Origin of the sequence: Paenibacillus sp. FSL R5-0623, from assembly GCF_037974265.1 — a bacterium.
In the GTDB taxonomy this organism is placed as follows: domain Bacteria; phylum Bacillota; class Bacilli; order Paenibacillales; family Paenibacillaceae; genus Paenibacillus.
This window is the reverse complement of sequence record NZ_CP150233.1, coordinates 6,268,954-6,284,000: the sequence shown is the minus strand read 5'-3', so window position 1 is coordinate 6,284,000 and position 15,047 is coordinate 6,268,954. Positions and strand designations below refer to the sequence as shown.

The following is a 15,047-nucleotide window of genomic DNA, read 5'->3' as shown; positions in this document are numbered from 1 at the left end:
GAATACGTACTATATATACTTGCTATTATTTCTTGCTATTTATGAAAGCAAAACCTCGTCTTCGACAATATGGAGACGAGGTTTTGCTTGTCGCATCCCTACTTTTTCTCTATAGTTAAAGTTAATAGATTACCAGAGGAGGAAAATGATTCACATGAAACCTTATATGAAAGTATCCCTCGCTGCGCTGGCCATTGGTGTTGGCGTGTGGGTTGGGTCGGTATACAGCAATACAGCCATTGGAGCAGGTACCAGCCAGCCAGGAACAGCAGATGATCCGGTGGTAACAAAGAGTTATGTAGATCAGCAGATCCAACAGGCTTTGGGTGGTAAAATCCCGACTGGAAACGGTAGTACCAATACGGGAACAGACAGCAATGCAGGAAATGGTAACAACACTGGCTCTACAGGAACCGGGAACTCCGGTAGCACAGGTGGAGACACTTCACTTCCTCCACTGGTCTCGGGCGCTTCTGATGCCGTTGAGATCGTAACGGTGAAGCCGGGTCAACAGCTGATCGGCAAGTCTGGCGCGGAATTCATTGTACGTAGCGGTAAAGCTGTGATCGTCAGTGAAGGTACGAATGGCGTAGCTGATCTGACGGACGGGATTGACCTGACGAATGGACAGGCAGCGCCGACCAATCACCTGCTCTCTTTTCCAAGGGATGGACGGGGGATCACGGTATTGGAAGGAAACAAATACAGCTTAACTGTAATGGTTCGTGGTGGATATACTCTGAAATAGGATTTGTAGCTGTTAAAGGAATTATTCATTAGTTATACATTTCATTTGCTCAGATTACCCAGTTCTAACAAACATTAATACGGCTAGCCAGCCTTGTTCCTGCTCACTCTATAACTGTTGACAATCAATTAATGGAGGTGCAGGAATCATGGCTAGAAGCAATCGCAAAGTGGTACCCGAAAGTCGTCAAATTCTGGATCAAATGAAGTATGAGATTGCTGCAGAGTTTGGTCTCAATGTAGGTTATGGTGGCAGAGGTTTGGCTGGTGCGGATACAGAATTTGGATCTGAACTGGGTGAAGTGAGTGATCACTCTTATGGGCAATACAAAGGGTGGGGACATCTGACTTCCCGCGAGAATGGATCGGTTGGTGGAGAGATCACGAAAAGGCTAATTCGCCAGGCAGAACAGCACTTATAGGGCATTTTCCTTACCCCGTTTCGTTTGACACGTCTTGACAAATACGTTAAGATGGCACTTGAGGTATGCAACCTTTTCCACTAGGGAAAGGTTGATTTTCGTTTGAGGCAATTACCTGAAAAATCCTTATCTTCGGTACTGCGGACCCTGCGTCCTTATTCCATTTTGGAAAGCTTCGAGGGTACAGTGAACGAATCGCTGTCATGTTTTGTTCGGGCAATCGCCATACTACTAGTTATGGGAGGTTGAAACTTCATGTCTGTTAAAGGCCGGCATCTATTTACATCGGAGTCTGTAACCGAAGGACATCCGGATAAAATCTGCGATCAGATCTCAGACGCCGTATTGGACGCATTTCTTGCAAACGACCCCAATGCTCGCGTAGCTTGCGAAGTTTCCGTAGCCACAGGCTTAGTGCTTGTCATCGGTGAAATCAGTTCAGCTTCTGAATACGTGGACATTCCGTCCATCGTTCGTAATACAATTAAGGATATTGGCTACACACGTGCCAAGTTCGGTTTTGATTATAACACTTGTGCAGTTCTGACTTCTCTGAATGAGCAGTCCGCTGATATTGCCCAAGGCGTTAACGCAGCGCTTGAGAACCGTGACCCGGAACAAGTCGCTCGTGAAACAGAAAACATTGGTGCAGGTGACCAAGGTTTGATGTTCGGTTTTGCAACGAACGAAACACCTGAACTCATGCCTTTGCCAATCGCTCTGTCCCACCGTATCGCGCGTCGTCTGGCGGAAGTGCGCAAGAATGGTACATTGGAATATCTTCGTCCGGATGGTAAAACGCAAGTAACGATTGAATACGACGGTGACAAACCGGTACGTGTGGATACAATCGTTGTGTCTACTCAGCACGCTGAAGAGACTACGCTGGAGCAGATCCAAAAAGATATCAAAGAACATGTAATCTTGCCTGTCGTTCCAGCTGGATTGCTGGATGAGCAGACTAAATATTTCATCAACCCAACAGGACGTTTCGTTATTGGCGGACCTCAGGGAGATGCAGGCCTTACTGGACGTAAAATCATCGTAGATACCTACGGCGGTTATGCACGTCACGGCGGTGGTGCGTTCTCTGGTAAAGATCCAACAAAAGTAGACCGCTCCGCAGCATATGCGGCACGTTACGTAGCGAAAAACCTTGTAGCTGCAGGTCTTGCAGACAAAGTTGAAATCCAGCTCGCTTACGCGATTGGTGTAGCCAACCCGGTATCGATTAACGTGGATACATACGGAACTGGCAAAGTCAGCGAAGAGAAATTGGTTGAGCTTGTGCGTAACAACTTCGATCTTCGTCCGGCTGGCATCATTCGTATGCTGGATCTGCGTCGCCCAATCTACAAACAAACCGCTGCTTACGGTCACTTCGGCCGTACAGACCTGGATGTACCTTGGGAGCAAGTGGACAAAGTAGACCTTTTGAAAACTCAAGCAGGTCTGTAAGTTAGATTCAAAAGTAATGAAGCCCTTGATTCCGTTAAAGGAATTAAGGGCTTTTTTGTGCTTCCATCGATTTCACTGCTTGTCATGGACAAAGGAAAAATTATGGAATAAATCCCCAAATAACTAAATGAAATCCCTTCTCTAACCGAAATACATAATGAGGTCTGTACATCAGACAGGAGAAGAAATGCAGATAAGGGGGAAGATCAGTGGAATTGAAGAGAATTGCAAGAAAAGGCATGCTCGGAATCTTAATTGTTATGCTGACCGCTCAAGGTTGGCTTACGGGTTGGAGTGGAGTCGAACAGGGAGCATATGCTGCACACGTATTAAGTGCAAATGGAATAACGAATACTGTTCCTGCCGTGAAAGGAACGAATGTGGATAGTTCAATACCATTCGTTATTGATTTTGATAAACCTGTTCAGAAGGCACCAGGTACACAAAGTTCAATCTTGATTAAGCGTTTGGATGACAATACAACGATGGGTTCGGTGCCGGTATCCAGTGAACAAGTATTGATTGATCCCACACCACCGATTACAGATCCTACGACACCGGATGCGGGAGACAGTACGCCTGTACCAGCTGTTGGCCTACGAGTGACGATTACACTGGGCAAGACTCTACCGGGAGCAACATACTACGTAGAGATAGATAATAAATCATTTGTTTACGCGGACAATACTGCATTTCCGGGACTGACTAACAAAGAGTGGACCTTCAGTACTTTGGGGCTAGGCTCAGCTTCCCTTGTGAGTAGAGTTCCTGATAACGCAGCAATGGTATCCCCTTCAACTAAGGTAGTGATGACGTTCGATAAGCCTGTAACCGCAGGTAGAGGGAATCTCATTATTTATCAGGGAAGAGTTGGTGGTACTGTATTTGAGCAGATTCCAGTAAACGCAGGAGCACCTCGAATTACAGGTTTTGGAACCAATACGATTACGATCGTTCCCACGAATAATTGGAACAACAACACTACATATTACATCGTAATGCCAGAAGGTTATTTGCGGGATAGCAATGAGAATGATATCAGTGCAATTAGTGGGAATGTTTGGGGATTCAATATCATATCCGATCCGACGTCCCTCATGGTATCTACTGTATCTCCCGCAAACGGTACTACCAATGCACCCTTAACGGGAAATTTAACAGTTACGTTCAACAAAGAACTTGATCCGAATTACATTCAGAATGTAACGCTCAAAAAATCAAATGGAGCAACGGTTGCATCCAAGACAGTCATTAATAGTGCAAACAATAGACAATTGCTGATTACACCTACGAACGCATTGGATAGCAACACAAATTATGTGGTAGACATTCCAGCCAATACGTTTCGTGATAAAGCAGGAAATACATTTACAGGCCTTAATGGGTCTACATCATGGGCATTTAAAACATTAAGTGCAGATACAACTGCACCTGTGTTGAAGAATGCTAAGATGCATAGCAATAACACCATTCGCCTGACTTATGATGAGTGGCTGTACAGCACTAATTCGCTGAGTAGTACTTATGTTGTAACTGTAAATGGGGAAAAGAGAAATGTCAGCTCCACTTATATCTCAGGTGACAGTGTATATGTTGTCTTGGATACGGGTGTAGCGGTAGGACAGGTTGTGCGGATCGCATATGCACCCGGTACTACAGGTAATCGTCTTACAGATCAGTCTTCCAATGCTGCGGCTGCTTTTGGCGCACGAGATGTGGAGAACGGTTTAGATTCTGTTATGTCCAAGCCGCGAGAAGGTAACGTGTATTACAGTACAATTACGTTGTACTACCCTGAGACGGTATATATCACTTCAAGTGATGCAGCAAGACAATTCAGTGTAACTGCGGATCAGTCGGCTGTAGGCATTAATAGCATCTCGGTTAATAATAGCTCGGTTGTGACTTTGAATCTCAGTCGATCCGTTACGGATGGTGAAGTCGTGCGAATCGCATACACGCCAGGTTCATGGCCTGTAAAAGATACACGTGGACAGGCTCTTGCTGGATTCAGCGGCTTCTATGTCCGCAATTCAATTGATACCAAACCACCTGAGTTTAAGAGTGCTGAGGTGAGTGGTAACAAGTTATGGGTGCGTTACAATGAACCACTGAACACGACGAATAAACCGCTCAACAGCCAATATTCTGTTCTGGTCGATGGCAAGCCAGTCTTCGTTAATGATTCTGAAATCGAAAATGATCTGGTCACGTTAACGCTGGCTTCAGCGGTGAAAGATACACAAAATATATCGTTATCATATGTACCCGGAGCATTGCGATTAACGGATTTGAACAATAACCCGGCAGGATATCTCAATCTGACTCCAGTAACGTACACATATGGAAATGGCAAAATTCTTTCGGCTACGCTTCAGGGAGACACGGTTCAGATTAATTTTCGTGATTCAATCCAGTCCCAGGCTGCACTAACAGCATCTCAGTTCAGTGTAGTGATTGGTAATTCAACCACAACTGTATTGTCTGCTTCAGCTTCTGGCTCTGTGGTGACGTTGAAAGTGGATACTTCAGCAGTAACATCGACAGCTACTCAGACGGGAACGGTGAGTTATGTACCTGGGGCAGTGCCGTTACGGGATGCGTCGAATGTCACGATAACAGCATTTGGTCCACTTACGTTGCAACAGACGAATAATAGTTCGAACAATAATCAGTCGGGAGACCGTCCTTCCTGGTTGTCGGAATTGGATGCATCGAGCTATGGTCAGTCTTTACTTGTGATGAATAATAATACAGCATCTGCTGTATCTGCTATGTCACATTTTAACCGCCCGACTCGTCAATTCAACGTGGATGCAACCAAATTGATCCAGTCCTTTGAATATGCTTCGACGGTGGGGAAATTGAATCAGCCGGTGGTGTTCGAGATTCCGGCCAGCGAATCCGCTGCGTATGTTGGTTTCCCGTTGAATGCATTGACTTCTATTGCTGCAAGTAACCGCACAGGCACGATTGGTGTGCAATATGGCGATCGTCTCTGGACGGTACAACTGTCTAATATAGATTTGGCAGCTATGAGTCGAAGTGTAGGAACGTCAAACACAAGTATAACGGCAGGAGCAGCAGTTCCATCCTTATACGTTCAGTTAGAGACGGTGCCTGTGTCTGCATCAGGGACGATGGAAAGTTTAATTGCAGGTGCAGGAGCGCAGAAGCTTGCGAATTATACGGATGTATATTTGTATGCCGGTAATGGAACAAGCGATCAACGTGTAGATCAGAATGCCAAAAGCCAACTGGCCATGCAATTGGCTGCCAATACCCCAAGTGTAACATCCGGATTTACTTATATCGATCCAGTTACGTTTAGGTTATCCAATGTACCTAGTTCCTTTAAAAATACGACAGGTGGTGTAGTAGTTCAAGGACAGCTGAATGGCAATCAGTCGGTAGTCCCTGTTAACAACATCGTTAGTTATCCGGATACGACGTCACACTGGGCTAGTGAAGTCATTAAGGAGCTCTCAGCCAAATGGATTATTAGCACACCAAGTGGTTCCTTCTACCGACCGAATGAGAACATTTCACGTGCGGAATTTGCTGAATTGGTCGCTAGAGGTCTTGGACTGAATGGAGAACCAACCGCAGCAAGTCGTTTCCAAGACGTTCGTAGTGGTAGCGTGACAAGTGCCTATATCGGTGCTGCCGCTGAAGCGGGGATCATTACGGGGAATACCGATGGTACGTTTAAGCCGGATCGCCCCATTACGCGTGAACAGATGGCACTTATGATGGTACGTGCGATGAACTACGGTGGGAAAACAGTCTCTCTTCAATCTTCGGCTGCTACCACTCTATCCAAGTTCAAGGACAGCAACAAAATCCAGTCTAAGGATTCTGTTGCCAAAGCGGTGCAGGAGGGAATCATTCAAGGCATGACAGCCAGAACATTTGAACCTCAAGGAAATGCAACTCGTGCACAGGCAGCAGTCATGTTGAAACGGGTTTTGGACAAGTTAGGATATCTATAAATTAATTGGGACACTTCAAGGAAGCGCATTTCTTGGGGTGTTCTTTTTTTGTCTAAGGATGTAAGCTCTGTCTTACGTCTTAAGTTAAAGGTAAAGTTACTGCAACCCTCGTTGTCTGGATTATCTTTTCATGTCAAATAAGTATGATTGACTTCTTGTTATCTGAAATTCAAGAGGAGGATAGTACCTGAAAATAAGGACCATCTTACTATTACTTAAAATAAGGAAAATGACGATAATGATTTATCAGGCTCCATTTATACATCTTTTGAGGGAGGAAATGGAGAAAAAACATAAAGGAGGAATACAAATTTCATGAGTTTAAGAAAAAGTTTTATTGTTTTTCTGATGGCTTTGTTGTTGATTGGAACCATGTATCCAACTAGCAGTTATGCGCTTTCCGATCAATCGGATGCCATAATAACGACTGAAAGTAGCGCTGAGAATGTCGATGTTTTTATGGAGGAATCAGCTGTAGCAGACGACGAATATCTAGATCTTATTGATCCGGATATCCACGAAGAACCAGAAGGTGTAGACGAAGATGTAGATGATGCACAGACCGTAACTGAGGATACGTACGAAGAAGATTTCTTTACTCCTCAAGCCATGGCATTTGCCGAAGAGCAAGTTATAGTTATGTATCCTGGTGATTCCTATAGCTTCACTAATAATGGAATTCGCTCAAGATCCTTGAGCACAGATGCTGCGACATCGAGAAGCAGTTCTTATGATTATGCTGTTTATAAAACAGATGGAAGTATTTCAACGGATAACATGAATTCGACTAGTAGCTTATCCGTAGGAGCAGGGTACACCGCCGTCGTGACTTCAAGTGGGAGCAATGCATTTACAGTAACAATACCTGCTGAATTTACTTATAGTGTATCTGCGAATCCTGCCTTACATAAAGCGACCTTGTCCAAAGGTGAGAGCTATCGGTTCGTCAATGAAGGAACACAAACGAGAGCGGTTAGTGCGGATACCTCCACAGCTCAAGATCGGAGATATGACTATGCAAACTACAATGAAGATGGAAGCCTTTCTAGTTCGAATTTTGAATCAACCGGCAAACCATACTTAGGGGGAGGAAATGAGATCATATTTACGGGGGCCGGAGCACAGCCTGTCACCGTTGGACTACCTTACGAAGTATATACTGGTGAATGGAGTGATGAACCAGCCTATGCGCGTACGACTTTACATCAGGGCGAGAGCTACCAGTTCACCAATATCAGTTCCAAATCAGATGCGCTCCAAAGTGATGGTTCCACCAAAGATAAGCATGACTATGTCGTTTATCTTCCAAATGGAACAGAAAGTTCTACAGGTACGAATACATCCACTAAGCCTACTGTAGCAGCAGGAAGAACCGCTGTTGTAACCTTGGTTACAGCAACGCCTGTAACATATGGTGTGCCATATCGGACATTTGATGTCCAAAAAGCAGGTGGTGATGCGATTACTCGAATTACTGTATATCCTGGAGAATCTATGATTTTCAGTAATAATGGTTCGTTGGCCAATCCGATAAAAAACAATGCAAGCAGTACCAATGGAGCCGTTTTTGATTACGTCCTGTATACAGCAGAAAACGTCGTTCATTCGGATGGTTTTAACAAAAATACCAATCCGATCATTCGCTCACAAGGGTATGCGATTGTGACGGTAGCTGGGCAAGTCCCTATTGAGTTTAGTTACACAGATGATTTCTCGGTTGAAGAAAGCATGGAACCTGCATACCATCGTGTAACACTGAAACAGGGAGAAAGCGTGACATTTTGGAATAACAGCACCGATCGGGAATATCTAGACAGTGATGCTTCTACCAGTCAAGGGCGGATATTTGATTACGTCACCTATTATCCGGATGGCACAGAACGGAGCACAAGAAAAGCAACAGCGGTTGAACCTGTTGTTTACTATGGAAATAAAGCAGTAGTCACGGGTGTATCCGCTCAACCTGTAACCATAGGTGCGATTTACACCATTTTTGATGTGGAGGATCGACCAAATGAAGCACTAACCAAGATTACCTTATCACCAGGCCAATCGGTCAAATTCCATAATGGAGGCTCACTCAGCAATCCAATACGGAGTAACGCCAAAAAAATAGGCGCACTGTTTGATATTGTTGTGTATAAGGCAGACGGCAGAGCACATAGTGACAAATTCAATAGCAATGTAAGTCTCGCTACCATTCCAGCTGGTGGTGAAGCCATCGTTACCGTAGGGGGAAGTACACCTGTGTTATTAGAATACACGGATGATTTCTCGGTAGTGGATAGCCAGGAACCGGCTTATCTGCGCGTGACGTTGAACAAAGGTGAAAGCTATGCCTTCACCAATACAAGTTCGGATTCGGAAAGGCTCCGAAATGATGCTTCCAGCAGCGCGGGGCGGGTGTATGATTACACGATTTATAACGTAGATGGAACAGAGTCAAGTAGTAGAACAGCAACAGCGATCGAAGCGTATGTCCTGGGTGGTAAAAAAGTTGTCGTTACCAACATCTCAGATCAACCCATAACGTATGGTGGCATTTACCGTGTTTTCCGTGGACAAGACGATCAAGTCCCTTCACCAGAATCGGAAATCACTGTTAACCAGGGGCAGAGCGCAGTATTTACGAATCCGAGTTCGGAACCGGCACAGCTTAACCGGATTGGAGTAACCAATTCCATTGTGGATTTTGTGGTCTACGAAGCAAACAATAAATATTTGTATTTAGTGGTAGGTTCAAGTCTTGAAACATGGGATATTCCAGCGGGTGGAACGCTTGTCATCACTGTAATATCTCCAGAACCGGTAACGATTCAATATAACATTCCTGTGACAGCCAGTCCCAGTCAGGAGCCTGCACTTATCAAACAGAGTGTGGAGCCAAACACCACGGTATTGTTTTCAAACACATCATCTTATTCGTCATTGCTCTTTACATCTCATACAGAAGGATTAACCTATGATTACGTTATCCGGAACCAGAACCAAGTGATTGTTAAGGAAGGTGAGAATACGGTAGGATCACAACACATACCTGGAAAGTCTGATATTCAGGTGCATAATGTGTCATCCCAAACGCTGAAATTTGTAGCTGCTTACCGCCATTTTACGGTCAAGGAAGCGGAAGTGGAGTTTCTGACTTTGTATGAAAACACAGAGACGGCGCTTCCCACAGTTCAGCAAGGGAATGTGTACTACCGTTTTAGTCCGTATAGCTCTGACAAGTATCGGATTGCCATAAAGGAATCAGGTGATTTTTCCATTGAACCTCGGATCGAATTGTATTCAGATAAGGAATTGAGCATTCCGGTAGCTGCTTCAATCGAGCAAGAACAGGTATATGGTGAGCAATATACCGTTCTTGAATGGGAGCTTGAAGGTGGACAGAATTATTATCTCAAGCTAAGTGAAAAAGAAGGAAAACCGATTCAGGGAGCCATAAAAGCAGCATGGATGAACATTCGTAATGACAATAGTTATGAGTACGGCTATGGCAATCAATTGCTTAAAGTCGTTCTATTCACAGGAGATCAAATTGTGTTTGAGTATGATCGCAACGGTAATTTAACGAAACGAACGAAAAAGATTTTCCCATTTAATTAATGATTGTCTAAATCTAGGTTGAGGTGATGGAGTGTTTAAGAAAATAACGATTATTTGGTTATGCGTCATATTGGTACTTAGTGGGTTCGGTTCTTTTGGATATGGAGGACAAGCAGCGGCGGCAGAAGGTAGGGATTCCCTCACTTCCGCTACCTACATTACTATCCATAGTTTAAAAGAGCAATTTGGTATTAAGGAAGATTGGATTGAGAAAAAACTAGATCAAGGTTACTCGCTGTACCAGTTGTATAAAGCTTTACAGACAGATCGCACAGGCGGCGAGGCTGCTGAAAAATGGCTAGAAGCACAAGAAATAAGGGAACCGATTCAAATGGAGGGGCTACGCCCTTCCGGGTCATCACAGCAAAACAACTTCTCGATTAATGCTCTTAATGAGGATGCTCCAGGTACAGGAACAACCGTGGACGAAACTGGACTTAACCATGTAGATATCCGAGATGACGCATCGCTTTATATGACGTCTTATGGAGCAGAATCTATCTCAACTGCTACAGGGGAAATGATGATTCAGAGTACTGACCTTTCTCTTCCTGGACTCATTCCGTTTGATCTGACACGCGTCTATGACAGCGCTAGAGCGAGTGGACAGCTGGGCGTTGAATATGACGAAACGACACTGACGTATTCCAATATAGTTACGCCACGCAAGGAAGAACTCTCTGCTGGATTGGGGCAAGGCTGGCGTTGGGACATTCCTTTCATGGAAAAACGTGGCGATAATCAGTATATTCAGATTCCAGGCGTAGGCTATTATCGCTTAAACGCGAATCTGGAACTGGAAGGTTACGTATGGAATGACTTAACCGTTAAGCGAGATGCGACCGTGACTGTTAATGGCGTATCTAGCACTTATCGTTTATCCATCCGAAACGGCTACGATTATCTATTTAATGAAGCCGGAGAACTGTTGCAAATTACAGATGGCTACCGGAATACCGTGAACTTTCACTATACAACATTGAACGGAAATCAAGCCATTGCACGAATTGAAAACAGTCAAGGTCAGGTGTTGACATTTGCTTATGACAACCTGAAGGTTACTGTACAGCTTGCTGGAACGGATCGGAAAGCAACGTACACGCAACGCGAGGACGAAGGCATTCGCATTTTGCGAGAATTCACGGATGCTCTCGATCGGACAACGAAGTATACGTATTATTATCCGGAATCCAAATTCAACTTTTTACCTGAGTTACAAAGCAACCAAAACGTTCACGGTGTGATGCATACAGCGTTGCTATCTCGTATTACAAGCCCTTCATCAGCTATAACGGATTATGCATATATTCCGGCGCTGAAGCAGATCGGTGAAGCTTCATCCCATTTCGTATTCAAAGTAAGAGAGCGCAAGAGCCAGTTTAGTACAACGGAAGGCGAAGGCGTTCTGGACAAGGTTAACTTTGAGTACTCTGGAGAAGATCTGGACACCTACGGTCAATCTGCAACATGGACAACGAAAGTGAAAGCAGAGAACACTGTAGATACTTGGACGTTCTCCAAAACGTTTAGCGCTGCAGCGCATCCAGATTTGATTCACGCAGATCAGCACACGTTAACTGGAGATGATGTGACTTACTCTACGGAGTTCCAGTATGATGACCAAACGAAGCGAAATCTTCCAACTCAAATGACAGAGTGGGTGAGCGAGAGCGGTCGTTCAGGCGAAAAGCTGACTACGACCATTAAGTATGATGCAAGCGGTATGGTGACCTCTAAAAAGCTTAGCACAGGGCAAGAATCCACCTATGCATACGAAACAGGCAAAGCACCATATCACTGGATTAAGCCTGTGAGAGTCACCACGAAGATTAATAGCACGTTGGAGCGATATACCGAGACGACATACAACAATCAAGGTTCCATGTTGAGGACTAGCACCAAGAACGGATATGGCGGACAATTGCTTTCTGAATCGGAAGTTAAGCTTGATGACAAAGGCCGTGTCATCAGCACAACCGACAAAGGCGGCACGCTGGCCAAAGATCGGACGGCGACATTCAGTTATGATTCTATTGCTGGACATTTAATGAGGTCGACATCAATGACAGTCCATGACGTTGCTGGAAAAGCAGAAAATCTTGTGGAGTCATATAGCTACACATCTGCAGGTAAACTGGAAACGACAACGAATGCTGTAGGAGAACAGGAAACGAATCAATATGACCAAGCAGGACGACTTCTTCAAATCACGCATGCTGATGGCACGAAATCAACAACGACATATGATGATACAAATAACATCATTACAAGCACATCGCCAGACGGCATTGTGACTTTCGAGCGATACAATCCATTAGGTTTACTCGTGGAAGAGCAAACGGCGGACGCAACATATAAATATGCCTATGATGGCGAAGGAAACGTGACGGCTTCGGAAGATGCTGAGGGGAATGTGACGAGGTATGTGGTCAACGCGTTTGGGCAAACGACCGATACCCAATATCCCGATGGAACTACGGATACAACAACGATTGATTCTGTTGGTCAAACCGTAACGGTTCAGGATGCTTCAGGGTATAAAACTCGTGAAAAGAAAGACTTGCTGGGACGCTCGACAGCAGTAGAAGAATACCGGGACGGCGCATTTGTACCTTTACAGCAAAGTGAATATGACCTCAGCGGAAACGTGACTGCTTCTATTGATGGTAATGGGGAGCGCACAACATATACGTACGATGCGCTCGGACAAATAGCAACGGCAACCACGCCCAAACAAGAAACCAGCCGATATTTTTACAGCTATCAGGGCCAGGTGACCCAAGTTGTATCTGCTAACGGGCAAACGGTGACCAAACAATATGATGAACTGGGCCGCATCATCAAACAGACACCACCCATGCTGGATGGAGCTGCGACAACTTACTATTATGATAAGAAGAGTAATCTGGTTAAGATGCAGGATCGACTTGGGAAAGTAACAGAGTATACGTATAACAGTGACAATATGCTCACAGCTATGAAAGCACCAGATACGAATGTATCCTATACGTACGACGAGATTGGCCGCAGAACATCGATGACTGATGATCATGGAAAGACCACGTACAGTTATCGAGCAGCAGATGGGATGTTGAACGGACTGACGTTCCCGGATGGGACACGACTTGATTACGAAAACAATACCCAGCAACGTCTAGGGTATACCTTAACGGATGCCAAAGGACAATCCTTGCGCATTCACGGCGAAGTAGATGCCATGAATCGGGTAACCTCCATGGATATTACCTCGGGTTCAGGAGGGGCTTCTGCACTCGCAGCATCGGGGACGACGCCTGTGGATCGTATGACATTCAGTTATGCGTCCAATAGCTTGCTGGAGAAATTGTCGTTTGGCAAGGGTCTCAGCACAAGCTACCAGTTCAATGGCTATGACCTGTCGGGAATCACGATCTCTCAAGGGACATCTGCGGTGCAACAGTTCGCCTATGAATATGATGGTAATAAAAACATCACGTCTCGTACACAGAACGGGGAAACCGATCAATACACATACGATGAATTGAGCCGGATTCAGACCGAAACGGGCACACAAAAAGAAACGTATACTTATGACCCGAATGGTAACCGGTACAGTACCGGAAGTGGTAAGATATACGGTCTAAAGGATGCACAGTATACGTATGACAGCCAGAATCGTCTGATTAAAGCAACGGGTGAAGGCAAAACGGTAACCTACAGCTATAATGGAGATGGACTGTTGTATGAACGTACGGAAGGCGACCAAACGATTCGTTATTACTACGATGAAGAAGCCAAACTCATGGCTGAGGCCAGTGTAACTTCTGGAAAAGCAGAATTGACTTATGCTTACATCTATGATTTGTATGGACAACTATGGGCACGTCAGGACAAGCAAACAGGCAAGCTGGAATACTACCAATTCAACGGTCACGGAGACGTGGTTGGACTCGTGGATGATGCCGGTCAAGTATTGAACCAGTATACGTATGATATCTGGGGTGGGCCATCAACGACGGAACAAACCGTACCGAATATACTTCGTTATGCTGGCGAGTATTGGGATGAAACGATAGGGTTACAGTATTTGCGAGCCCGATGGTACGATCCAGGCATGGGTCGATTCATTGGTGAGGATACGTACGAAGGTGAACTGAACGATCCACTGAGTTTGAATTTGTATTCGTATGTAAACAATAACCCGTTGAAGTACGTGGACCCTAGTGGGCACATGCCAAAAAATCTCTTAAACGGCTTCTTGAAGGACTTCTTGAATGGTAGGAATGATGGAACGAAATATACAGATTTACAATTATCCGATGCTGTGTTGAATGCTAATGGAGATAATCGAATATATTTAGCGTTCCATGAAATTGCCCAAATTCATACAGCAAAAGCAATACATTTAAAAACAGGCTTGAGCACAACTTTGGAATATCATATAGAACAAGAAATTGCATGGTGGCCTAATAAGCATTATTGGGTAGATATAGTAACATCAAACGGTCAAATGTGGGAATTAAAGGCCAGACGAGATGTTCCTTACGGTGATACTGACGGGTACTATGAAGATGCAGAAGAACAACTGACAAAATATCAATCTGTAAATGGAAAGCTTGTTAGGGGAGCGCAGTATCGAACAATAAAAGGAATAATTGTAGAAGGTGATTTATATATGGATATTGAATTTTTCGATAAAGGGAAGATATTCTACGAGTTCTATTTGGATTATGGTAATGGTAAAACTGTGTCAATGACAACTAGACAGGCAGAAAATTATGTGGATGCGAATCACTTGTACCCGCCTGAATTCAACTTTAAAACCAAAAAAAGGAGAAGGTAG

6 protein-coding genes are annotated in these 15,047 nt (G+C 44.5%); all 6 read left to right on the top strand.

Going from position 1 to position 15,047, the window contains the following annotated elements; genetic code table 11:
* Window positions 1–154 precede the first annotated feature (154 nt).
* The 6 genes from MKY92_RS27550 to MKY92_RS27525 all read left to right on the top strand — a co-directional run bounded on the left by MKY92_RS27550 (window position 155) and on the right by MKY92_RS27525 (window position 15,047).
* Window positions 155–748 carry a hypothetical protein gene (locus MKY92_RS27550; protein WP_339298311.1) on the top strand — a complete coding sequence of 198 codons (594 nt, stop codon included), beginning with the start codon at window positions 155–157 and terminating at the stop codon, window positions 746–748.
* Window positions 749–896: 148 nt separating this feature from the next.
* Entirely contained in the window at window positions 897–1,169 is a 273-nt protein-coding gene (locus tag MKY92_RS27545) for an alpha/beta-type small acid-soluble spore protein (protein WP_339298310.1), read from the top strand.
* A 255-nt stretch (window positions 1,170–1,424) separates the two neighbouring features.
* The gene (metK, locus tag MKY92_RS27540; RefSeq protein WP_036612510.1) at window positions 1,425–2,627 is read left to right on the top strand and encodes a methionine adenosyltransferase; all 1,203 of its coding nucleotides are present in this window, start codon (window positions 1,425–1,427) and stop codon (window positions 2,625–2,627) included.
* A 209-nt stretch (window positions 2,628–2,836) separates the two neighbouring features.
* On the top strand, window positions 2,837–6,619 hold the full coding sequence (locus MKY92_RS27535; RefSeq protein WP_339298309.1) for a SwmB domain-containing protein: 3,783 nt from the start codon (window positions 2,837–2,839) through the stop codon (window positions 6,617–6,619).
* A gap of 315 nt (window positions 6,620–6,934) precedes the next feature.
* Window positions 6,935–10,225, top strand: a complete 3,291-nt coding sequence (locus MKY92_RS27530) for a hypothetical protein (RefSeq protein ID WP_339298308.1) — start codon at window positions 6,935–6,937, stop codon at window positions 10,223–10,225.
* 31 nt (window positions 10,226–10,256) lie between these two features.
* Window positions 10,257–15,047, top strand: a complete 4,791-nt coding sequence (locus MKY92_RS27525) for an RHS repeat-associated core domain-containing protein (protein ID WP_339298307.1) — start codon at window positions 10,257–10,259, stop codon at window positions 15,045–15,047.

Coding starts and splice junctions, on each gene's coding strand:
- MKY92_RS27530 (WP_339298308.1), top strand. CDS start 6,935: ATGAGTTTAAGAAAAAGTTTTATTGTTTTTCTGATGGCTTTGTTGTTG.
- metK (WP_036612510.1), top strand. CDS start 1,425: ATGTCTGTTAAAGGCCGGCATCTATTTACATCGGAGTCTGTAACCGAA.
- MKY92_RS27545 (WP_339298310.1), top strand. CDS start 897: ATGGCTAGAAGCAATCGCAAAGTGGTACCCGAAAGTCGTCAAATTCTG.
- MKY92_RS27550 (WP_339298311.1), top strand. CDS start 155: ATGAAACCTTATATGAAAGTATCCCTCGCTGCGCTGGCCATTGGTGTT.